The 20,399-nt window shown below is 43.7% G+C and carries 27 protein-coding genes and 3 tRNA genes; 22 read left to right on the top strand and 8 right to left on the bottom strand.

What is annotated here, in order from left to right; genetic code table 11:
- The 15 genes from ARCPR_RS04490 (at position 1) to ARCPR_RS04420 (ending at position 11,181) form a co-directional block, all read left to right on the top strand.
- A complete protein-coding gene (locus tag ARCPR_RS04490) occupies positions 1-1,023 on the top strand; it encodes a site-specific integrase (protein WP_012940299.1) in 1,023 nt (340 codons plus the stop codon).
- The gene (locus ARCPR_RS04485; protein WP_012940298.1) at positions 977-1,264 is read left to right on the top strand and encodes a hypothetical protein; all 288 of its coding nucleotides are present in this window, start codon (positions 977-979) and stop codon (positions 1,262-1,264) included. The genes ARCPR_RS04490 and ARCPR_RS04485 overlap by 47 nt, the downstream gene beginning before the upstream one ends.
- A 305-nt stretch (positions 1,265-1,569) precedes the next feature.
- Complete coding sequence (locus tag ARCPR_RS04480) at positions 1,570-2,001, top strand: hypothetical protein (protein WP_012940297.1); 432 nt, start codon at positions 1,570-1,572, stop codon at positions 1,999-2,001.
- A gap of 70 nt (positions 2,002-2,071) precedes the next feature.
- On the top strand, positions 2,072-2,410 hold the full coding sequence (locus tag ARCPR_RS04475; protein WP_012940296.1) for a hypothetical protein: 339 nt from the start codon (positions 2,072-2,074) through the stop codon (positions 2,408-2,410).
- Complete coding sequence (locus ARCPR_RS04470) at positions 2,391-2,870, top strand: hypothetical protein (RefSeq protein WP_012940295.1); 480 nt, start codon at positions 2,391-2,393, stop codon at positions 2,868-2,870. Before ARCPR_RS04475 ends, ARCPR_RS04470 begins: the two co-directional genes overlap by 20 nt.
- A 124-nt stretch (positions 2,871-2,994) precedes the next feature.
- Complete coding sequence (locus ARCPR_RS04465) at positions 2,995-3,813, top strand: hypothetical protein (RefSeq protein WP_012940294.1); 819 nt, start codon at positions 2,995-2,997, stop codon at positions 3,811-3,813.
- A gap of 10 nt (positions 3,814-3,823) precedes the next feature.
- A complete protein-coding gene (locus tag ARCPR_RS04460; RefSeq protein WP_012940293.1) occupies positions 3,824-4,177 on the top strand; it encodes a hypothetical protein in 354 nt (117 codons plus the stop codon).
- Complete coding sequence (locus ARCPR_RS04455; RefSeq protein WP_012940292.1) at positions 4,167-5,108, top strand: P-loop NTPase family protein; 942 nt, start codon at positions 4,167-4,169, stop codon at positions 5,106-5,108. The genes ARCPR_RS04460 and ARCPR_RS04455 overlap by 11 nt, the downstream gene beginning before the upstream one ends.
- A complete protein-coding gene (locus ARCPR_RS09760; protein ID WP_187286425.1) occupies positions 5,109-7,547 on the top strand; it encodes a hypothetical protein in 2,439 nt (812 codons plus the stop codon).
- Positions 7,501-7,797: a hypothetical protein gene (locus tag ARCPR_RS04440; RefSeq protein ID WP_012940290.1), complete on the top strand. Its 297-nt coding sequence runs from the start codon at positions 7,501-7,503 to the stop codon at positions 7,795-7,797. Before ARCPR_RS09760 ends, ARCPR_RS04440 begins: the two co-directional genes overlap by 47 nt.
- A 41-nt stretch (positions 7,798-7,838) precedes the next feature.
- Positions 7,839-9,947, top strand: a complete 2,109-nt coding sequence (locus ARCPR_RS04435) for a LamG domain-containing protein (RefSeq protein ID WP_245526158.1) — start codon at positions 7,839-7,841, stop codon at positions 9,945-9,947.
- Complete coding sequence (locus tag ARCPR_RS04430; protein ID WP_012940288.1) at positions 9,944-10,315, top strand: hypothetical protein; 372 nt, start codon at positions 9,944-9,946, stop codon at positions 10,313-10,315. Before ARCPR_RS04435 ends, ARCPR_RS04430 begins: the two co-directional genes overlap by 4 nt.
- Positions 10,316-10,320: 5 nt before the next feature.
- Positions 10,321-10,656 carry a hypothetical protein gene (locus ARCPR_RS04425; RefSeq protein WP_048084407.1) on the top strand — a complete coding sequence of 112 codons (336 nt, stop codon included), beginning with the start codon at positions 10,321-10,323 and terminating at the stop codon, positions 10,654-10,656.
- A 10-nt stretch (positions 10,657-10,666) separates the two neighbouring features.
- Positions 10,667-10,822, top strand: coding sequence for a hypothetical protein (locus ARCPR_RS09755; protein ID WP_012940287.1), 156 nt, complete (start codon positions 10,667-10,669; stop codon positions 10,820-10,822).
- Positions 10,823-10,824: 2 nt separating this feature from the next.
- The gene (locus ARCPR_RS04420; RefSeq protein ID WP_012940286.1) at positions 10,825-11,181 is read left to right on the top strand and encodes a hypothetical protein; all 357 of its coding nucleotides are present in this window, start codon (positions 10,825-10,827) and stop codon (positions 11,179-11,181) included.
- Positions 11,182-11,344: 163 nt separating this feature from the next.
- Here the strand turns inward: ARCPR_RS04420 and ARCPR_RS10000 are convergent, their stop codons facing one another.
- Together ARCPR_RS10000 and ARCPR_RS04410 are read right to left on the bottom strand one after the other, a co-directional pair.
- Positions 11,345-11,926 (bottom strand): site-specific integrase, encoded by a 582-nt coding sequence (locus tag ARCPR_RS10000; RefSeq protein WP_280959709.1) that lies wholly within the window; start codon positions 11,924-11,926, stop codon positions 11,345-11,347.
- Positions 11,927-12,233: 307 nt separating this feature from the next.
- Positions 12,234-12,321: transfer RNA gene (locus ARCPR_RS04410), tRNA-Leu, on the bottom strand.
- 49 nt (positions 12,322-12,370) lie between these two features.
- Between ARCPR_RS04410 and ARCPR_RS04405 the strand changes: the two genes are divergently transcribed.
- Positions 12,371-13,222 (top strand): MBL fold metallo-hydrolase, encoded by an 852-nt coding sequence (locus ARCPR_RS04405; RefSeq protein ID WP_012940285.1) that lies wholly within the window; start codon positions 12,371-12,373, stop codon positions 13,220-13,222.
- Here the strand turns inward: ARCPR_RS04405 and ARCPR_RS04400 are convergent.
- Positions 13,204-14,379: an HD domain-containing protein gene (locus ARCPR_RS04400; protein ID WP_012940284.1), complete on the bottom strand. Its 1,176-nt coding sequence runs from the start codon at positions 14,377-14,379 to the stop codon at positions 13,204-13,206. The genes ARCPR_RS04405 and ARCPR_RS04400 overlap by 19 nt on opposite strands.
- A gap of 72 nt (positions 14,380-14,451) precedes the next feature.
- Here ARCPR_RS04400 and ARCPR_RS04395 point away from each other — a divergent pair.
- A tRNA-Pro gene (locus ARCPR_RS04395) sits at positions 14,452-14,525 on the top strand.
- A gap of 3 nt (positions 14,526-14,528) precedes the next feature.
- Here the strand turns inward: ARCPR_RS04395 and ARCPR_RS04390 are convergent.
- Positions 14,529-15,188 carry a DUF7343 domain-containing protein gene (locus tag ARCPR_RS04390; RefSeq protein WP_012940283.1) on the bottom strand — a complete coding sequence of 220 codons (660 nt, stop codon included), beginning with the start codon at positions 15,186-15,188 and terminating at the stop codon, positions 14,529-14,531.
- Between the two features lie 186 nt (positions 15,189-15,374).
- On the opposite strand from ARCPR_RS04390, the gene ARCPR_RS04385 reads away from it, so the two are divergent.
- The gene (locus ARCPR_RS04385; RefSeq protein ID WP_012940282.1) at positions 15,375-16,913 is read left to right on the top strand and encodes a hypothetical protein; all 1,539 of its coding nucleotides are present in this window, start codon (positions 15,375-15,377) and stop codon (positions 16,911-16,913) included.
- Between the two features lies 1 nt (position 16,914).
- Positions 16,915-17,130: a hypothetical protein gene (locus tag ARCPR_RS04380; RefSeq protein ID WP_012940281.1), complete on the top strand. Its 216-nt coding sequence runs from the start codon at positions 16,915-16,917 to the stop codon at positions 17,128-17,130.
- A gap of 115 nt (positions 17,131-17,245) precedes the next feature.
- Here the strand turns inward: ARCPR_RS04380 and ARCPR_RS04375 are convergent.
- From ARCPR_RS04375 to ARCPR_RS04360, 4 genes are all read right to left on the bottom strand, one after another.
- Positions 17,246-17,380 (bottom strand) — tRNA-Trp (locus ARCPR_RS04375).
- 69 nt (positions 17,381-17,449) lie between these two features.
- Positions 17,450-17,929 carry a 50S ribosomal protein L11 gene (locus ARCPR_RS04370; RefSeq protein WP_012940280.1) on the bottom strand — a complete coding sequence of 160 codons (480 nt, stop codon included), beginning with the start codon at positions 17,927-17,929 and terminating at the stop codon, positions 17,450-17,452.
- Between the two features lies 1 nt (position 17,930).
- Positions 17,931-18,380 (bottom strand): transcription elongation factor Spt5, encoded by a 450-nt coding sequence (locus tag ARCPR_RS04365; RefSeq protein ID WP_048084404.1) that lies wholly within the window; start codon positions 18,378-18,380, stop codon positions 17,931-17,933.
- A complete protein-coding gene (locus tag ARCPR_RS04360) occupies positions 18,377-18,562 on the bottom strand; it encodes a protein translocase SEC61 complex subunit gamma (protein WP_012940278.1) in 186 nt (61 codons plus the stop codon). The genes ARCPR_RS04365 and ARCPR_RS04360 overlap by 4 nt, the downstream gene beginning before the upstream one ends.
- Positions 18,563-18,760: 198 nt before the next feature.
- On the opposite strand from ARCPR_RS04360, the gene ARCPR_RS04355 reads away from it, so the two are divergent.
- Genes ARCPR_RS04355 through ARCPR_RS04345 form a run of 3 tightly spaced genes read left to right on the top strand, consistent with a single transcriptional unit; the run spans position 18,761 to position 20,399 of the window.
- On the top strand, positions 18,761-19,129 hold the full coding sequence (locus ARCPR_RS04355; protein ID WP_012940277.1) for a helix-turn-helix domain-containing protein: 369 nt from the start codon (positions 18,761-18,763) through the stop codon (positions 19,127-19,129).
- A 30-nt stretch (positions 19,130-19,159) separates the two neighbouring features.
- The gene (aroE, locus tag ARCPR_RS04350) at positions 19,160-19,975 is read left to right on the top strand and encodes a shikimate dehydrogenase (protein WP_012940276.1); all 816 of its coding nucleotides are present in this window, start codon (positions 19,160-19,162) and stop codon (positions 19,973-19,975) included.
- Positions 19,976-19,997: 22 nt separating this feature from the next.
- Positions 19,998-20,399: a 30S ribosomal protein S6e gene (locus ARCPR_RS04345; RefSeq protein ID WP_012940275.1), complete on the top strand. Its 402-nt coding sequence runs from the start codon at positions 19,998-20,000 to the stop codon at positions 20,397-20,399.

The following is a 20,399-nucleotide window of genomic DNA, read 5'->3' as shown; positions in this document are numbered from 1 at the left end:
ATGAAGAATGCCGGTCGTGTTATATTCTCCAAGGAGGTTGTCGTGAGTAAAGAGGATTTGGAACTGTTCCTAAAGACGTTAGCAAGGAAAAGACCGGCAACCGTTGAGGATTACCGCAAAAAGGTTACGCACTTCTTAAACTTCTGCGAATTCAGTCTAACTCCTAAGAAGCTGATCCTGTATGCAAACGATAGACTTGAGAAGTGCAAGGATCCTTCTAAGTATCTCAACCCTGCTGTGAGGTTCCTTGAGTTCTTGCAGAACCTGCACGGTAACGATTACACCAACATGATCTGGATCCTGAAACAGGCTGTAGATAAGGTGGATAAGAAAAGGGAGAAGAGCACGTTTGCGGAGGAAGGCTCCATATATGACATCAAGCTTGAGGACGTCCACAGGCAAATTATGAACATACTTGTAACGCCTATGAAGCATGTTCCAAGGCTTACAGCCATAACAGCTGTAGCAGTTTCAGCCTCAACTGGTCTCCGCCCGGAGGAACTCAAAAGGATTGAAGCTTCAGACATTGATTTGAAAATGGACTACTTTATCCTGCCAGCGGAAAAGAGCAAAACGCACACGAAAAGAGTCATACCTTTGCATCCACAGGTTAAGGCTCTTCTCGGGAAGCTCATGGAAAGGGCCGAGAGGGAAGAACTCTTTCCCGATGGAAGTATAAGGTACGTCTGGAGGAGGGTCAGAGAGAAGGGTAGGCAGTTACTACCTCTCAAAGCGTTCAGGAAATTCTTTGCGATTCACTCCGCAAGGATCGGTTTTGACGACGTCTACAGGATCGCAATTGCAGGTCACGACACCGACGAGCTTGAGAGGTTACTCAGGACCCTGAGGTTGAAGGTCACGGAGGAGTTCTACAGGAAGTTTACGCCTGAGGAGATCACGAAAGAGTATCTGAATGTTTGGGGTAAGGTTTCGGTTCTGCCTCCTCAACTCATAAAGAAGTGGAGGTTGGGAGAGTATGAGGAAGAAGAATGGGTGGAGGAAGGGCTTATTCAAGGAAAATAGTGTTTGTGTTGTTTGTGGTAAGCCTTTAGGAAGAGTAGGCAAGCTGTGCGATCTATGTGCGGTAAAGCTCTACATTACTTCTATAATTACAGGAAAGCCTATCAAGGAGGTAGTGAGTAAGTACGATCTGGATTACAAAGCATTTACTTTAAAGATACAAACTATGAAGAAGGAAGGATCGTTTGCTAACCTCTTTTTTAAGGCTGTCGAGATCATCAAGCAGGATTATATGGGTCGGTGATTCACGAAGGTGGTACCGGTCGAAAAAGTGCGGGTGATCTACCATCACCAGCACTTCTATCTTTTCTAAAAAACGACTAAAACTCTCCTTGGATTGAAAGCCTCGCCATAATACTACGCTTAATCAAATCTTCTTTTTTAATAAGAAATTAAAACAAAAACTCTCGTGCCTTCGATTTTCCAGCTGACAGTTCAGCATCTTTATCTAAGTATTTAGTATAAGATAGCGAAAGCCTTGCTGAAAGCTGGACTATTCTCTGAAAAAATTTATTTATTATAATTACGAACTAATGTTGAGGTGGGAGCATGTTACCGTTGGTAGTGGTGGCGGTGTTGATAGCCGTAGCAGTAGGAGCAATATACACGGTAGTAGATGCCTACTTCAAAGCCAGAACAGGGACATCTCTGATCGAAAAATGGCTTATGAAGATCTACTCGCTACAGTTGCATCCGGTGTTCTTGGCTGACAGGAGAGGAAGCATGCAGATAATCAGCTTGATCATCGCTCTGGTAGCTGCAGGTCTGATAATAATGTTGGGTATTGGAATGTTCAGTGAGGCTCAGAACACCATCTCACCGCCGACAGGTAATCCTGATGCTGAATTAGCCTACAACAAGACTGTGTCTACTGTGTGGAAGAGCTTCCAGCTTACACCTCTCGCATTGCTTGCTACGGTGTTCGGTGTAATCATCGGCGCAGTAGTCGGTGGATTTGCGTTCTTGACGAGACGTGATTGAGGCTACCAGATGAAACGTAGCCTCAGCCCCTCGGCGGGGCTGATCTTTACAACAATTTTAGGTGGTCGAAGTGGACGTTGCGATCTACATAACACTAATGGTTCTTGGATTTACCTTGATAGTATTGTCATTTGTCAAGAGGACGAAGCATCCTCTATTCGCTTTGTTGGCTATGGTAATATTCGCTTTGGAAGGCATTTCAAGCTTTGGAATAACCTACACGACCGTTTACTACGATTCAGTGAACAACACAGCTAAACTTATCCAAGTCAGCTACGCGGAAACTCCTCTTGCCTACCTATGCTTGGCTTTAGCCCTCGTCGGGATGTTTCAGTTCTACGCTCTGACGTTTAGGAAAGTTGAGGAGGTTGTAGAGGAGGTTGATATACGTGGCAGAAAACCTACCTGAAAATCTACCTGTCGATCCAAGGGAATTGAAGTATTTGCAAAGCCTGTTTAACGAGAGAGATATCTACGGATATCTTTACGATATAATTGAGTTATACGTTCCAGATGAGTTCAAGAGCACTCTTTGGGGCTTAGTAAACAACGTCAGGTTTATTTCTACGAGTAGAATAAGCGAGACACAGGCGATAATATATAAGCGTTGGATCAGCGACCAGATCGACAAAATTCTGGAAAACTATCCCGTAGTTGACGGAGTGGATCATGCCTTTTACACCATTTTGGAAAACATCGAGTTCCTATTGCATTTAGCGATAGATAGGGCTGTAGATGGATTCGAAAGGAGAATGCAAACGACTCAGATCAAGCAACTCGTCATGTCACAGGAACTTGAAGGAGCTATACCGGTTCAACAGAGGAAGGGAGGAGTGTTCAAGGGATTGTTTAGCAAAATGTTCGGGTGATATTTATGCTGACTAAACTTTCAGATAAGATTCTAACGCTGATTGGTTTGGCTTTTACCTTCGGGTTAGCGCTCTGGATGGTTTTGGAGGCGCGAGCTAAGTTTATGTCTTGTGGGGTGGTAGTATGCAATTCGTAGAGCAGTTGATACTCGCTCTGATGGGCTCTTTGCTTGGAAACGTGTTCCTGACAGTTATTTTGCTATGGATAATGTTCTGGTCCAGACCCGTACTAACGCACTTCTTAGCCAAACTCAAAGGCGACGAGCTTCTACTCATATTGACCGAAGAAGGCAGATGGAAGCTTCTTAGAGGTAAAATAAAGGAAGGAATGTTTGAGAGTAAGAAATACGGTGACTTCGTTGCGATTCCTGACAGCTTCAGACCTCTTGCAGGAGTTCCTCTTGCTATAGGATTCTGCAAGGTAGGAGCTACTATTCCGATTGAATTTGCTGCTAAGACGTCAGTCCTGAAAAGGCTTGGAATTAAGCTGAGAGATTTCGTCAAGTACAAGAATAAGAGCAATCAGCCCGGAGTGCAGATCGAAGAGATAAACAACGTGAAAGTTCCGCAGTACAAGGTTAAAAAAGAAGATAAAAAATTGGTTGAATTGGCTTCCGACGGAAAGTACGAGGAAGAGGTAGAGATACCGGGTGTCGGTCCCGCAAAGGTCGTAGGGTACATACTGAACGTCAAGGATGTTTTCGAATACATGCTCCTCCACTTGAATCCGATAAACTTGAGAGCAAGAATTAACGCAAGGGTCCAAGCTGAACTCGCAGCAAGACAGAGAGGAGATGTACTGAGAACGGCTTTTGCTGTATTCATGGTTGTTACAGGCATTGCTTTTGCGATTATAATGCTTAGCATGTTCGCACCGGGAACTACTGAGCACGCCGTTCAGAGTGTCAAGCAGAGCGTTCCTATTAGTATAAGCAGTCCTTGAGGTGATCGCAGTGGTTAATCAGAGTATCAAGCGCTACATTGCAGATCTCGTTGGAAGTCTTTTAGTGTTGGGAGAAGGGCTTACAGAGTACATTCAAAAGCTAAATCATACTTCAGCAGTCGTCTCAGCCGTTTTAAAGGATGGAAAGGTGAAGAATCTGAGAGAAAGGCTGTACGACGTCATGGAGTACGTCTATAATCCTAAAACGATTCCGTTGGCGTGGATTGAGGCGAGCAGGATTCACGAGGAACTTCTCGTGATAATCTACGAAAACGATCTGATCGACTTTCAGGAGCTTCTCAACTTCCAGCAGAAGCTGGAGGAGAAATGGAAGAAAAGAGGAGGTGTTGTTGGTGAGTCTTAAGGTTACTTTTGCGGAGAAGTTAATTGATGAGATAACAGACGGTAAGTTTGAGCTTCAGCAGGGAGTTACGGTTCTCATATCTGGAGGAATGGGATCCGGAAAAACAACGTTCCTCTTACATTTATTGGACTATTTGTATGCTGATGGAAGAGAGGTCGTGTTCTGGAGAGGGCGAGAGGTAGATCAGTGGCATCATGCCGATAGAAGGGCTCAATTCAGGATCTTTCACCACATAAACGACAAGGTAGTATTCGAGGAGGACAGCATAAGGCAGTATTACGAGCTTGAGCCTTACAGGACCGTCAAAGAAATCTTCGAGAAGGCAGACAACGAAATGATAAACGTCGTTTATCCTCCGAGCTTAGATTGGGAGGCAAAATATTGTGACAGAAATCTCATAACAATCTTTAGAGAATACAAGCAGGCCGATGTGGTGAAGAGCGACACTCTGATGACAGTTAGGCATGCGTTCTGGTATAGCTTCATATACGAAATGATGAAAGATAAACGGTTCTGCAGCCTTCTATTCGACGAGTTTGATGATATAGCGGAGCGCTACTGCAAGGGATTCAAGTATTACATGGTTTCCTTCCTGATGAACAGTTTGAGGTATTTTAGACAGAAGAGAAAGAGCCTGTACAGCGCAACGCAGGTTATCACCGACATCGATTCGAGGATCCTCGGAAAGATAATGTACTACGTTTACATGGCTGGCGCCAAAATACATCGAGAATCTGTTCTCGACAAGACCAAGGTGAAGTTTGCCGATAAGGGTCAGGCATTCATAGAGGATAAGAACACTGGAACTTGGGCAAAGTTCGAGTTCCCGCCGAGGGGCATCATTACGCCTATTCTCGTTCAGCTGATTAGAGAAGAGGAGGAATTAGACGATGAGCTTGATGGTATAGTCGATTTGGAGGAGGTGGTTTGATTGGCGTTAGGTTGGAGTGGTAATACGGGCCGTTATGGGACTGGTGTTAAATCAAGTCCATCAGGCTCATCCTCTTCAGGCTCCTCTTCAAGCGGTTCATCAAGTCATGGTGGCGGATCGAGTGGAGAACATCACTCGGGTGGATCATCCGGTGGACACTACTCAGGAGGATTTTCATACACGAAAGGAAGAGGACTTTGGGGAGCATCAGGGAGACCGAGCGGAGGATCATCTGGTGGAGAACCGTCAAGAAAGTCTAGCGGTGGTAGTGAACACCCATCAAGCTCACCTTCAAAATCTTCATCTGGTGGATCCCCAAGCAAAGAAAGTTCCACTCCTCCTCAAGTGAGTAAAGGGAGAGGACTGTGGGGCTGTCCATCCAGTGGAGGTTCGAGCGGTAGCAAATCGAGTTCGCCGAGTGAATCTAAAACACACGAAGAGCTCGAACAGAAAATAGTTCACGAACTTAGAAAAGGAACATCTCCCGAAGAGATCGAGAAGAAATACGGTGTCAAGATAATAACTAAGGACGTCCACATGGAACCCGTAAAATCGCAGGGTCCACTGGATAGGGTCGAAGCTGTAGCACAAGGACAATTACATCCCGTCGATACTAAACCACAGGAAGACGTAGTGGAGCAGAAAGTGAACGAAGCTCAGAACTGGATAACTCAGAAAAGATTGGATATAGAAGTTACGGGAGACAAGATTGCTTCTCAATTGCACGATCCAGTCATGCGCTTTGGAGCGAGATTCACAGAAGGATTAGCTTTGGCGGGCTTAGGGTTTGCTTCTGGACTTGTAAACGTTGGAGCGGGCGTTTATCATATCGGAAAGGAGGCTATTCACAATCCCGTTCAGGCTGGTAAGGATGCTGCTGTTGGTTTTGTCGAATGGGTCAAGTCAGTTCCAGAGAGGCTGTATTTGGGATTCACGGATAACCCTTTCTTCGCCGGTCAAGTTGCTGGGGAGATAGCTGGTGGAGAGGTCTTGGGTAGGGCAACGACTAAAGTTGTAGGTGGACCATTAGGTAAGGCAAAAGCTCTTGTTGATATGAAGCTCAATCCGAACTACATTGAAAATCCGGGTATAAAATTCGTTCCTGACGTAACATACGAACCAGCTACAGCGGATGTTCTCGTCAAGCAGGTTGCTGGAAGGAAAGCCACCTTAGTTCACATGACCGAGCATCCTACTTTCAGCAAAGCTAAGGTAGGAGAAGAAGTCCTCCTTGAAGCTAAGCCCGAATACGCTACAGGGTGGAGAAAGGAATATGATGCTTTACATTGGTATCAATCCGCTCCTTCTCCAGAAGGAGAGCCTCTTGGATACTTAGCGTACGTTGGGATAGGTAGAGGCACTAGTGAAAGTGTGCTGAAATTCTCTCTAACAAGGCCGAAGAAAACCGCCGTCGTAACTCACGACTACGTGAATTACATACCGCCAAGACCGGGAGAAAGCTTTGCCGAGTATCAGGTAAGAACGGGACAACTATCTGGAGAGACGTTTATTCCGGGTGAAAATGTATTCGGGCTTAGCACGGAAAGGCAAGTAATAACTCCTGCAAGGTTCAGAAGCAACTTAGTTCCAGATTTGGAGTATCCTGGAACCATTCTCAAAAAAGTTAGAGATGTCGGATTTACATATTACAAACAGAGCACACTACCAGATTGGCTTGAAGGCACTCGGCTCGGCAGGGCCTTGCAAAAGTTAGGATACGGTGAGAAGTATCACAAGATCCACATATCAGAGTGGGAGAAAATACCGGTAAAAGAAGGAGTAAAGGAGGTAGAAGTTCCTAAAGAGGGTTTCAAGGAGTTGGACGTTATCAGGTACAACGAGGAATACGGTAGAGTTAGATACATTACACCTTACGATGTTGGTTTAGGTCTGTTTAGAAGATTCTTCGGAGCGAGTTTGGGATCTGTCGGTTCCAGATATCCTTACAGGATGGGTAGTATAGGCTCATTATTTAGCGATCTTGGGTTTAGCTTGGGCGAAGGAGGATTTAGCTTTGGTTCAAGAGGAATTTCAGGCGGAGGAAAAGGAGGTTCTTGTGGATCCAGTAGAGGAGGTTCCGGCAGATCTGGTGGAAGTGGTTCAGGTGGATCAAGAGGAGGTAGCGGAGGTTCTGGTGGAGGAGGTTCAAGTGGAAGTTTTGGATCGTTTGGTAGCTTTGGCAGTCCTCCAAGCAGTCCGATAATTTCTACTCCTCCATCCTCTCCGACCGGCGGTTCAGGTATGAGACCTAAATCACTTATAGGGCCGGCTAAGACAGAGAAAAGCTCACGAAAGACGAAGGAGCGCTACCGTTTCTGGTTATACATTCATCCTGTTGCTACGCCGTTCCAGTTGCTCGGGATTAAGTTAGGTAAGAAGAAGGGTGGTAGAAATGGCAAGAAGGGTCGTAAATCTTCTGGTAGGCGTAGGAAGAGATAAGAGAGGTGTGGCATGGGGCGCAATAGTGCTGATACTCACTCTATTCGTTTTTAGCATTGCGTATCTTCTAACTTATCACTTCATATTCGTGGATGCGAGAGAAGCTTTCGACTTGACACAGGTTCCACAGGAAGTGCTTACGTCTTTTGACAAGAACTGGAACCTGATTCCCTACGCTGTTTTCGGCGGACTCGGAATTTGGTTTGTGGCTTATGCGATAAGAAAAACAGGTCGGTGGGGTGGTAGATGAAGCTGAAATTATTTTCACTAATTTTTATTGTATTGTTTGGGGTGGTAGGGGTAGCGAGTGCTGGAGTAACACCGCCGTTAGCGGATGACCCTTCACTCGTGCTAAGATTGAGTTTTGACGATTACGAATTCTACCATTTTGGATTTGAGCAGACATTATATGACGACAACAACAGTGAAGATTTCAATTCGTACGGATCACTATCTTATTCAACAAATTGGAAAACGGATGGAGAATACAGCTTGTATGGAGATATTAGTGGCGATGAGGCAGCCATATACGAGGCATTCGGTTACAGGATAGTAGTAACATATGATGTATTTGTTTCTGGTAAGGTAAACAACGGAGAGTTAAGAGTGCTGGTAGGCGGTTCTGTCGTAAAGAGCTATACGGGAGGAAAATACCTAAACGAAAGTGTGACTGTTCCAGCTGGTGAAGACATAAAGTTTCAATGGTATGCTCCCACTTCTAACGATCGCATACAAGCATACATAGATAACATCCGCATTCTCAAGGTTCAAGCCGACGATCAGAGCGGGAACGGTAATAACGGTAATATCTACGGTGCAAACTGGACTGTCGGGCGTTACGGTTACGGACTTGAATTCGATGGAGAGGATGATTATGTTGAGATTCCCAATTCAGAAAGCCTACAAGAAAATGAGACTTTTACCATTGCACTATGGGTGAAAATTACTGAAGTGAAAGACTGGGGTAGATTTGCACAATATGGTGGTGGTGGAGAAGGTTGGGCTTTTTCGGAATGGAGCACAAACCAAATGCCGATTTTCGAGTGGTATGGAACTGAAGGAGGACATTATTATCTTCACGATCCTTACAAACTGGATTTGAACAAGTGGTATTTCCTTACCGTAGTATACGATTATCCAAACAATAGCGTAAAGTTATACGCAAATGGTGAGCTTATAGCTTCAAGAGATTGCCCAGAACCTGTTGTAATTCCTACCGATTCATTACGCATAGGTTGTAAAGGCGTGGAATTTTTCGCTGGTATTATAGACGAAGTCCGCATCTACAACCGTGCTCTCAGCGATGAGGAAATCAAAGCAATGTATGAAGCTCTGAGAGTCAAATTCTACGACGAATCAACTGGCGAGAAGATAACCGCCAACGCTACCATATTCAACGCAAACCACAGCATTAGCCCCCAAGTCGATTCAATTACTAAAGAGGCTGTCCTGTTCCATGCTGACGTGCCTCAATACGGTTTGTATACTATAAGAGTTGCCAAAGATGGCTACTACACGAGATATTACGTTACAGAGCTTGAAAAAGAAAAGTTAGTAGAGAAGTCCGTAGCAATATTAAGCCAGAATGAGCCGAGCGTCTTGCTCACGTTCAAGCTAAACGACATATACAACCTGTACGATAACCCAATTTTAATAATAACAAAAGTCATTAACAACGGCAAGTACGAGATCTTCAGCGATACATTCGACGTAGAGAGTAAAGCCTCAGTAGTTTTGCAATTCAACGGTAAATACTTCATAAGCGTTTGGGATCCAGCAAATGCGGTAGAACGATCCTTTGGAGAGATTACAGCTGTCGAATCAACTACTAAAGTCATAAACGTATTTCCTAACGCCATTTCTGACACGCCTTTAAACGTAACTTACAGTATCCAAGACGCTGGTGACAAGATCGTAGTTAATTACAACGACACAGAATACAAGACGCAAAAGATAGTTGTACGGATATATAACCAATCGGGCAGTTTAGTATACGAAGATTCGAGCACAGCTAACGATTACGCCCTTGCTTTCGTTAAGCCAGATTCCAGCAAATATTATACGGTAGTGCTAAACATAACGAGAGATAACGTAACGTTTGAGAGAAGACAGATCGTAGGAAACGTTACAGGACTCCTACAAGACGTACTAAACCTGTTACCTGGAGAAGAAGTAACCGGTTATTCGCAGGACTTTATTATGACTTTAATATCCTTTGGCGGTTTAATCTGCCTTGCAGGGTTATTTAGCAAGAGAAACAGCAGAACTGGCGCACTCGCCTTCGCAATATGTGCAGGGCTCGTGTGGATTTTTGGCTGGCTACCCGTAAGCAGTGCCGTGATTGCCTTGATTGTTGTAATGGCGATATTAGGTAAGTTAGAGGAGGGATACAAGAAATGAGCAAGTTCTATCTGATTGCCGGGTTTATTTTCGTGTTTAACCTGATCATAGGAATGCTGAACGCGTTAGACTTAGGTTACAGCGCCATGCACGATCCTACTTGGGCAAATACTATACACGAACAGGTTCAATCCGCAAATCAGTACGGATCAAATCCCGTAACCGACGTATTTTACGCATTGGGTGACTTCGTTAGGAGCTTACCTTGGTTCATACAAGCTATGTTCTACGCTACGGTGCTCTTCCCAATCATGCTCAGTTCTTGGGGTTTGCCGAGCTTTATAGTTACAGGACTGACTGCGGTGGTCTGGTTCAGCTATCTCGCCGCCATAATCGAGTTTATAAGCGGTAGGAGCGTTGAGAGGTGATTTAAATGATAAATGGGACGATAGCCGAGAGTTTGATGAACCTGACACTTCAAGGAAAGTTTCTTCCTCTTACGATCAACCTCTGGAGCAACTTCATTCCCTTCGTGGTACTGTTAGTGTTCGGACTGATTCTCCTTGGGATATACATCTGGACCGAAGACAGTCTACTGCCCGCTCTGCTGTTGTTACTCTATTGGGCTGTAGCTCTATTACCGAGCACGCCGACGGAAATAAAACAAGCTATGCTACCCGAGCTCGCAAAACCGCTCCTCTACGTGTTCATAGCCCTGTCGTTTACTCCCGTTATTGTCAACCTGATATTGCGTAATAGAGGATACTGAGGTGGTTGGAATGCCGAAGAGGAGGAAATTGTATGGCAGTTTTTGGCTGGAACCCGAAGGGAACTACTTCGGGTTGAAAATTAACGGTAGGAAGAAGTTCGTTCATTCGGTTGATGATCTCCTCGACGAGATTGGTAAGGAATTGAGAAAATTGTTGAGGTGGTGAAAATGGGTAGGGAAAACGTGTATTTGGGTAAGAGAGTTCCAGATGTAGGGAAGAAGGGACTTGATAGCTTGAAAGAGGTTGAAGGGATAGCTAACGCGATACTGAGTGATTATGAGTATGGTAGAATACCAAGAAGGTTAGCCGCCACGAGGCTGAACCTGCTTAAGTTGGTGGTCATGAGAGATGAAGACTTCAGAGGAGCTAAGAGGAGGAAGGCTATAAAGGTCGTGGACGAGGCGAGAGAGAAGTTCAAAAAGATGAACAATAAAACTGGTAGATCCAAGTCTAAAGCCAAGCCAAAGTCTAAGAGGTCTACAGCCGGAAAAATCGCAGACTTCGAAATGCTCTGGAACTTATAAATTTCGACATTTGTAGTAATTCAGGGCCTTCTCGAGCAACTGGAACCCGTAAGATCCTGTTAGGTCCAGGTCACGAACCCAAACATAAACAAGGGTTATAAAATTCGCTTTCGGCTAAAAGAGGAAGAATAGGGTTGATTAGTCAATCGTCGAATTAGTTAATTCACTCAACCTGTGGACGTCCACGTGGATCTATCCTAAAATCTCTCCAATATTTGTCGTATATCTTTTTGAGTTCCTCTTCATCCTGAAAATCGTAATGCGTTAAATCAACATCCAAGCCTCTTGGAATTACAAACTCCTCGTCGCTGATAACGTGGCCCATCAATATCTTCTTAATGGCTGTAGGCATCCCCAAACGATCTGACTGTTGAGAGAAGAACTTACGCATGTGCTTCATCCTCAACTTGACCTTTCCAGCCCTCGTATTGAGCTTGGAAAAGTGATGATAAATAGACTTGGCGCTAAATGGTTTATCCTTCGGCTTAAGCTTGACTGCTGACAGATATTCAAGCAAAGCCTCTTGAGCCTCTAAATTGAAGAACGTAATTCGGTCTTCGTAATCCTTTGCTATTTCAGCCCTAACGAATATCGTCCTGTTCTCTACATCTACGTCCTCAAGTCTTAACTTATACAACTCTTCAGACCTTAATCCAGACGTTGCACACAACAACACCGCAGACTTCAACTTCAACCTGTAAGGGTCCTGAAGCTTATTATCAATCTCTTTGAGTAAGGCTCTAATGTGCTCCAGCTTTATGACGATTTTTCTTTTCTTCGGAACTTTCGGGATTTCTATTTTGTCGGCTAAGGGATGGTTTATGTACTTTAGAAATGCCCTTATGTAGATTATCCTCTTTCTGGCAGTGCTCGGAGCGTATCTACTTTTTAATCGGTTTATATAACTAATTATTTTTTCATCATTAAGCGTGTATGAAAGTTCAGCTAAAAAATTATCGACGGCGGTAGCATATCTCTTCTTTTCCTTATCAGAAATGTCTTTGAGCTTAATGAGTTTGAGGAAGTCGTGATATTGGGTGATTAGATGAGCGTGGTGCGGGGGGAGGGATTTGAACCCTCGAACCCCTACGGGAGGGGATCTTGAGTCCCCCGCCTTTGGCCTGGCTCGGCAACCCCCGCATCTCTTGCTAGCACCAAACTTAATAAAAACTTATCGCTACTTTTGCCAATGAAAATAAAGCCAATAGCGTTTGATTCGTTTGGAGCTAGGAGTATGTGTACCGCAATTGAGACGAAAGACGTGAAGATCGTTATAGATCCAAGTGTTGCTTTAGCACCAAAGAGGTTCGGTTTACCTCCACATGAGCTCGAGTTAAGAAAGAAGGAGGAGCTTTGGAGTAAGATTAAAGAAGAATTGAAGGATGCGGATGTCGTAATAATAACGCACTATCACTACGATCACCACAATCCTAACGAGCCAGAAGTGCTAAATGATAAAATATTACTCGTCAAGCATCCTAAGAATGCGATAAACTTCAGTCAGATGAGAAGAGCACACTACTTTCTGAGTTTACTCAAGGCAAAAGTAGAATTTGCCGATTCCAAGGAATTCGAGTTTGGAAATACCAGAATAGTTTTTTCAAAACCCGTTCCTCATGGCAAAGACTCAAAGTTAGGATACGTCCTCGAGGTTCTAGTAGAGGAGGACATCAAGTTTTTGTTTACATCGGACGTTGAAGGAATGCCTTTGAATGAGCAAGTTGAATTCGTAATTTCCTCGGATCCTGACGTGCTGTTTGTTGATGGTCCTATGACATACATGCCTCACATATTCGGTCGTAAACTGCTGGAGAAATCTCTAGAAAATTTAAATAAGATTCTGGAAAAAACTGGCGTTAAAGTTCTCGTATTGGATCATCATCTCCTCAGAGATCTGAACTGGAGAGCTAAAGTGGAAAATCTGTTGAAAAAAGCTGAAGAGCTTGGAGTTGATGTGAAATCCGCATCGGAGTTTGCTGGAAAACCAGAAAACCTCCTCGAAGCGAGGAGAAAGGAGCTCTATCAGAAGAGCTTGGATTGATAAGTTTTATCTACAGCAAAGAACTCTGCTGCTACCCTACTTACCTTATCAACGAATTCTTTAGGTGTGTAGACACCTAACATCAAACTGTTCTTCTCAGCTTCTCTCAAGGCCCTAACCAGACTTGACACCTCGTCAAGTCTCTTCATCTCCCCGCCAACCAAAACTAGAGCCTCGAATTCTTCACCATTTGCAAGCTTAGGTATATCAACGATTACATATTTTTCATCGACACCAGCTCTCTCCGCAATTTCTCTCTCCGCATTACTGGGATCAATTCTGTTTAAGTTGACTCCAACTCTTTTGATCTCAACGTATAACGCTCTCTTAAACAGTTTCCTGTTGAGAAGTCTTTCAACTACGTCTTTGGGATAGCCACCGCTCGCTTTGAGGAAATTTATGGTTGTAAAGTCGTCCATGTGAAAAAGTTCTCTTGGCTTTAAGTTTCCTTCTTCTATACAGAACTCCAAAGCTTTTTCGAACATCTTCCTCGCTATTCTGCAAACGTGATGGTAGTAAACTGTCGTATACATTAAAAACCTCGAGATAAGGAGAGATTCGGCAGATCTTAAACCTCCAGCGTCTATAACGATCTTCTTGTCGACAAAAACTATCTTGTTTATCAGTCTTTGTGCATCAAAAACACCGTGAGCAACTCCCGTGTAATGTGAATCTCTCATAAGGTAGTCTATTCTATCTGCATCTATGTCTCCTTTTACGACGTTGCAGTCTGAGAGACCTTTGATATGAGCGATCATTTTCCTAACGTTAAATCCCAGATCTCTCAAAACGTCTTTTATCTCGCCTTTCCTTAGCACGACTTCGACATTCTCATGATTGAGTCCCAAACGTCTCTCAACAACGGATTCGCTACAGTGTGAAAAAGGTAAGTGAGCTATGTCGTGTAGGAGGGCTGAAGCTACGATCTCCATCTTTTCATCTTCGTCAATTTCCATCCTTTCGACAAGACGTCGTGCAATCTCCATAACTCCCAAAGAGTGCTCAAACCTCGTGTGATTTGCACCGGGAAAAACAAGATTTGCAAAACCTATTTGGGAGATCCTCCTGAGTCTCTGGAATTCTGGTGTATCAATTATTTTGATCATCCAGTCCTCTATCTTAAGCAATCCATGGATTGTGTCCTGTATAAGTTTCACAATACGATTGTGCGTTAATTATTAAAATCCTTTGCGATAGCTTTTTTAAACGGTTGACTTTCCTAAGCTTGAGGGGCCGTAGGGTAGCCTGGTTATCCTCCCGGCTTTGGGAGCCGGTGACCCGAGTTCAAATCTCGGCGGCCCCATGACTATTTCAGAAATATCACATTTCCCCTACCCTTCTTATACTTCTCTATATACCCTCTCCTCTCTAGATCCGTTAAAGCTAAGCTGAGCTTTGCCTCAGACCAACCCAATTTTTCTCTGAGCTCTTTCTGAGTAGCTCTACCACCTAAACTCTTTAACAGTTCCAGAACTTGCATTAAATCTTCTGGAAGTTCGCTCTCTTTGGATACTTTTTCAAGGCTTTTACGCCCCCTGATACGCCACATCACCAACGCCAAAACGAGTATGAGTGCACCAAGAACTGGGAAGATGTAATTGATGCCGTTGTTTCCAGTATCCAAGTTGAATTCCGGTTCTGTAAAGTTGATTTGATATTCAAGGTTCGGAAACAGTATCAAATCCAACCTGTACGTTCCGTTACCCTTCACAACTATCGTCTCGTTACAACTTAACTCCCTATCCACGCTGTAGGCTTTAATTTCATAAACACCCTCTGGAACGACAAACTCGTAAGTTCCGTTTTCAGCTACAATCCTTTGGACAGGCGTAGTATTTATTTCCACCACAGCTTTTATCTCCTTTAATTCCCACGAGTATACTTCACCTTTTATGATCGCGGAGTTAACTGGTACGATCAATACAGTAAGTAGAAATGCTGTCATGATGACCCTGAAACACTTCATTAGAAATTAAATGCACGTTTTGTTTTTTAAGTCCTTCTACATCTCTAAAACGTTTTTAACTTTAAAAAGCTTAGATAAAGCTTTGTAAAGAGTCATAAAGCTTTATTAAAGCTTTAATCGATTAAGATCGAAAGAATGCTTATCTTCTTTAGGGTTCAAGTAAAGTAACGGATGAGGTGGTGCAACGTGAGATGGTTGGCGTTGGTGATGGTAGTGCTGTTGGTGATGCCTACAGCGATGGCAAAGATGTCTTTAAGTGTAAGTGAACAGGGACACATGGGCGTAAATGCGGGTGAGCAGGGCTACATGGGTGTAAATGCTGGTGGACACGGCCATGTAAACATGAGCGTCGGATATGGCCACATGAATGTAAATGTAAGCGCGGGCGTGGAGGCTAATGGTAGCACGAGCACCGTGAGTACGGGAGGCACCGTAGAAGGTAGTGTCAGCATTAACAACAATACCGTTACAGTTGGCGTAAAAGAGAGGCACGAAATTAATGTCGGTGGTAGTACTACGACGCCAACATCGGGTAAAGTTAGATACGAGCACGAGTACAGGCATAAGGTAAGCATCAAAGAAGAAAACTGGATCAAGAATAGAGAAGAGAGAATTAGACACATAAACGAAATCAGGCACGAAATAAAGAAGAAGATAAGGGAGAGATTGGAAGAGTTTAAGAAGAAGTTTGTGCATATTGAAGAGAAGAGGGAGGCGAGAAAGAAAAATATGGTTAACAGCATGAAAATGTACGAGGAGTATAGGAATTTGTATCTCAAGATGGGATTGAACAGCAAGGAGGGATTCAAATACGCCAAGCACTTCGTGTATCACGGTGGATATGCATGTATCAACTTCTTTATGCTAATCAGAAGTGATATAGAGATGTCCAATCTGCCAAACAAGGACGAAATCCTGCAGGAGATCGACAGCTACATTTCGGCACTTGAAGAAAAAATCAATGCGATAAACAACTCTACAAGTCCGGAGGAGTTAAGGAGTGCTACCAGAGAATTGAGAGATCTTTGGAATGAAATAAAGCCGAAGATAAGGTTGTACACACAACTGACAATAGTTGCAAAGCTTGAGAACGTCTTAGATAGAGCTGAGATGATTGGCATGAACCTGACTGCTACGGTACAAGATTACAACGTCTCTGAGCTTGAGGATCTACTGAGCGAGTACTTTGCACACATCGACAATGCAAGAAATTACTTGAACGAGGCTGTTGAAAGAATTGAGAGTGGAGAAGATGCTATGGACTATATCATGGAAGCGAGAGCGGAGATTAATGAAGCCTTTATGGTACTCAAAGATATATACAGGGAGTTATTCAAAGTGAGAGCTCAGCCGTTGTCCTTGGGAAACAGGACGGGTGAGTTTTGGGTAAGAATGAGCGGCTACTCGGATGTCAGTGGTAAATGTATAGTGCACATAAAGGGCAACGCTACAGTGGTAGTAACTCCTAAGTCTGCTGTCATTACGACTGTAGGATTTGAGAAAGTAAGCGAAAACAACGAAACGGTAACTTACTCAGGCACAGGAAACATCGTAGTAAAGGGTAATGTAACTGTAAGTGTCGAAGGAAACTACACGATGTTCGTCAAGGGCGTCGCAAATATATACTTGGACGGTGAGGGAGTTTACAAGGTAAAGCCCTTGCCAGAAGAGAAAATGGGTGAATTCGAGCTTAGCGGTGAAGAAACGATTGCAATAGGTGAGTGATATGAAAAGGCTTGTAATAGTTGGCATTGTAATGCTGGCTCTAATAACGCTAGGATGCGTCAGCGAAAAGAAAGTCGAAGAAGAGGTTACACCAGCGGAAACTACACCACCTACTACAGTAACACCTCAGATCACTGATATAGGCGTAAATGAAACAGAGATAGATGAACTGATCGAGTACATGAACGAGATAGAAAATATCAGTTTTGACATATAATTTTATTTAATCTTTTATTCTCTTCTTACAGAAATCGTAAAATCGTAGCTACTTACAACTTCTGAATTTTCTTAGGCGATTGTTGTAGAAAGAAGTATGATTTTAGACGGGGGAGTGGGGCCGGTGGGATTTGAACCCACGACCAGCGGGTCTCTTCGGTCAGAGCTCCAACGGGTCATCACACTTCAGCAGACCCATTGGTCATCACACCGCTGGAGCCCGCCGCGCTTCCTGGCTACGCCACGACCCCACTCAAGTCATACTAATGTTCTCAAAATATAACGCTTACGCTATGAGGTAATGGAAAAGATTTGAAAAGTTACTCCTCTTCCTCCTCAGGAATTTCTATTAATCCCTCTTCTATCTCTTTTATGACATCCTTCGGATGCTTGCCTTCAACGGTTACCCCCATTGAGACACATGTTCCTAGAACCTCCTTTACAGCCGATTTCAGTGTGTAGCTAAGCATTTGCTTCTTCTTAATCTTTGCAATCTTTATGACTTGATCCATGGTCAAGTTGCCAACCACTTCGTGCTTGGGCTTGTGCGCTCCTTTCTCGATGCTCAGTTCCTTCTTTACCAAAGCCGAAACTGGTGGGACTCCTACTTCTATCTCAAAGCTTCTGTCTTCCTTGACTATTATTTTGACTGGCACAGGTAGTCCTTCGAAGTCTTTAGTAGCCTTGTTTATAGCATCTACAACCTGCTTTACGTTCAAGCCCAATGGACCTATGGCTGGACCGAGGGGTGGTCCGGGAGTCGCTTTACCGCCAGGAACCAAAACCTCAACAACCTGCATATCACTCACCTCTCTCAATCACCCTAACGTGATCGGCTTTGACAGTTATCGGTATTGGAACTACAGCTTCTACCAACTCAACAGTAATCTCATTCTTTGAAGGATCTACTCTCCTAACTATCGCCTGCTCACCCTTAAATGGACCGGCTATTATCTCGACCTTATAACCCTCCTTGATCTGCTCAACAGCTCTCTTAGGCGTTAAGAAGTGCTCAACTTCTTTAAACGGTATTTCACCACTCAAAATTCCCCTAGCATGGGGAATTCCCGTTATCGCTCTTCTAACGTTTTGAATATCTTTAGCTTCAACTAGCACGTAACCCCTCAACTCCTTTGGAGCTAGTATCGAGTAGACTTCAAGATTGTACTTTTTCACGGCTAACTCCATTAGATTTGCGACTATCCTTTCCTGATTCACCGTCGTCTTTACTGCAAAGAACTTCCCCATCATCTCACCATCTTTGGCAATATTTCCATCAATACGTATATTACGAATCCTACGAATCCCACTACGAACATTACAGCCATCGATATCTTGGCGGTGGTCAGGAATTCATCCCGGTCGGGCTTTCTAGCCATTTTCAGGACGTTTATGTACTCTCTGATTTTCGCTTGAAAGTCCATGCTTCGCATAGTCCGATCTATATTTAAACGTTACCTCCGAGCATCTCAGCTATCTTGGTACTCGAAAAGACTTTATTACCTTTCTTTGTTTTGATATCTTTTGCGATATACCTTAAAATTGACTCAATCTTGATCAATTAGATAATTTCCAGAATGGAAAAAAATATATATAGAAGCAATATAGATAGTTGTTATTGGGTGATGTGTATGGTTGAGGAACTGAACGAGAAGGATGAAAGAATAGTCCAGTTGCTGATAGAGGCTGGTCTAAACAAGAACATCGCAAGAGTCATTGTTTACTTGTCAAAGGCAGGAGAAGCTATATCCAGAGAAATAGAAAGAGCAGCAAATCTTAGACAGCCAGAGGTCAGCTTAGCTATGAAGGAGCTTAAGGAGAAGGGATGGGTTAAGGAGAGGGAGTTAAAGAAGAAGGGCAAGGGTAGACCTTTGAAGAGCTACAAACTAACCATGGATTTGAAGGAGATAGCCAAGATGCTCATAGAAAAGAAGAGGGAAGAAATAAGGAAGATGGAAAAGGATTTAGAGGAACTCGAAAAGCTTGTAGGCTTGAAGTAATTTATTTAATTTTCTTCACAATTTTTGGACATGCTGTACTTCGGTGTAATTGGGCACCCGATAGGACACTCTGCATCGCCTATAATGCATAACACGGTGTTTAGGACCCTTAACATAGACGCGATATACCTTCCTTTCGATGTTAAGCCTGAAAACCTGAAGGATGCTGTTTATGGGGCAAGAGCTCTGGGATTTAAGGGTTTAAATGTCACAATCCCTCACAAGGAGGAGATCACAAAATACGTTAAGCCTGTCGGACTTGCAGAGAGGATAGGAGCAGTAAATACCGTGGATGTTCCAAAGCTTGAAGGTTACAACACCGATGCAATCGGCGCTCTAAGGACGCTCGAAGCTTACAATGTCGATTACGAGGGTAAAGTTGTTTTAATAGTGGGGGCAGGAGGTGTCGCAAGGGCTATCGCTTTCGCCTTGGCCGGTAAGTCTACTTTGATAATAACCAACAGAACGGCATCGAGAGGTCTGAAGCTGGCAGAAGATGTCAGGAAGTACGGTGAGTGTATATTTTATCCCTACGAAAGAGTTGAAGAGCTTAAAGGTAAGTTCGACATACTCATTAACTGCACACCTTTAGGTATGAAGGGTTTTGAGGAGAAGTTGCCCGTCCCAGAATCTCTGATAGAAAACGTAGTAGTCTTCGACACAGTATACAATCCAATTGAGACACCTCTAATTAAGCTGGCTAAGAAGAGAGGTTGCAAGGTCATCTACGGCTTGGATATGCTTGTTTATCAAGGCGCTGAAGCTTTCAAGATTTGGTTTGGTTTCGATCCGCCGATATTGGTTATGAGAGATGCCGTCGTGGAGTTTCTGAGGCAACATTTATAAATTGAGTTTCTACCCTTAGAGCATGGTCGAGTTCAAGGTCGTCATATCAGATCCAAAGACTGGGAGAGCCTATCAAAAGGTCGTTAGCGGGGCTAACGCGAACAAGCTAATAGGAAAGCAGATCGGTGATGTGATAAACGGAACGCTCGTAGATTTACCTCCAGACTACGAACTTCAGATAACTGGAGGCAGTGATAAGGATGGATTTCCAATGAGACCAGATCTACCGGGGAGCGGAAGGAGAAGATTATTGCTTTCTGGAGGAGTAGGCTACAATCCGAAGGAAAAGGGAGTTAGAAGGAGAAAGACCGTTAGAGGGAGGGTAATCTCGGCAGACATAGTTCAAATAAACATGAAAGTCGTCAAGCACGGAAAGATACCTCTTGAGGAGTTTTTCAAGAAGGAAGAAGGTGAGCAAGAGTAG

The sequence above is a fragment of the Archaeoglobus profundus DSM 5631 genome, from assembly GCF_000025285.1.
GTDB lineage: Archaea > Halobacteriota > Archaeoglobi > Archaeoglobales > Archaeoglobaceae > Archaeoglobus_B > Archaeoglobus_B profundus.
This window is presented reverse-complemented; position numbering and strand designations above follow the sequence as displayed.

Bases quoted from the DNA above. Each gene is read 5' to 3' on its own strand.
- ARCPR_RS04490 (WP_012940299.1), top strand. From the start codon at position 1: ATGAAGAATGCCGGTCGTGTTATATTCTCCAAGGAGGTTGTCGTGAGT.
- ARCPR_RS04485 (WP_012940298.1), top strand. From the start codon at position 977: ATGAGGAAGAAGAATGGGTGGAGGAAGGGCTTATTCAAGGAAAATAGT.
- ARCPR_RS04480 (WP_012940297.1), top strand. From the start codon at position 1,570: ATGTTACCGTTGGTAGTGGTGGCGGTGTTGATAGCCGTAGCAGTAGGA.
- ARCPR_RS04465 (WP_012940294.1), top strand. From the start codon at position 2,995: ATGCAATTCGTAGAGCAGTTGATACTCGCTCTGATGGGCTCTTTGCTT.
- ARCPR_RS04440 (WP_012940290.1), top strand. From the start codon at position 7,501: ATGGCAAGAAGGGTCGTAAATCTTCTGGTAGGCGTAGGAAGAGATAAG.
- ARCPR_RS04430 (WP_012940288.1), top strand. From the start codon at position 9,944: ATGAGCAAGTTCTATCTGATTGCCGGGTTTATTTTCGTGTTTAACCTG.
- ARCPR_RS04425 (WP_048084407.1), top strand. From the start codon at position 10,321: ATGATAAATGGGACGATAGCCGAGAGTTTGATGAACCTGACACTTCAA.
- ARCPR_RS09755 (WP_012940287.1), top strand. From the start codon at position 10,667: ATGCCGAAGAGGAGGAAATTGTATGGCAGTTTTTGGCTGGAACCCGAA.
- ARCPR_RS04420 (WP_012940286.1), top strand. From the start codon at position 10,825: ATGGGTAGGGAAAACGTGTATTTGGGTAAGAGAGTTCCAGATGTAGGG.
- ARCPR_RS04405 (WP_012940285.1), top strand. From the start codon at position 12,371: ATGAAAATAAAGCCAATAGCGTTTGATTCGTTTGGAGCTAGGAGTATG.
- ARCPR_RS04390 (WP_012940283.1), bottom strand. From the start codon at position 15,188: ATGAAGTGTTTCAGGGTCATCATGACAGCATTTCTACTTACTGTATTG.
- ARCPR_RS04380 (WP_012940281.1), top strand. From the start codon at position 16,915: ATGAAAAGGCTTGTAATAGTTGGCATTGTAATGCTGGCTCTAATAACG.
- ARCPR_RS04370 (WP_012940280.1), bottom strand. From the start codon at position 17,929: ATGCAGGTTGTTGAGGTTTTGGTTCCTGGCGGTAAAGCGACTCCCGGA.
- ARCPR_RS04365 (WP_048084404.1), bottom strand. From the start codon at position 18,380: ATGATGGGGAAGTTCTTTGCAGTAAAGACGACGGTGAATCAGGAAAGG.
- ARCPR_RS04360 (WP_012940278.1), bottom strand. From the start codon at position 18,562: ATGCGAAGCATGGACTTTCAAGCGAAAATCAGAGAGTACATAAACGTC.
- ARCPR_RS04355 (WP_012940277.1), top strand. From the start codon at position 18,761: ATGGTTGAGGAACTGAACGAGAAGGATGAAAGAATAGTCCAGTTGCTG.
- aroE (WP_012940276.1), top strand. From the start codon at position 19,160: ATGCTGTACTTCGGTGTAATTGGGCACCCGATAGGACACTCTGCATCG.
- ARCPR_RS04345 (WP_012940275.1), top strand. From the start codon at position 19,998: ATGGTCGAGTTCAAGGTCGTCATATCAGATCCAAAGACTGGGAGAGCC.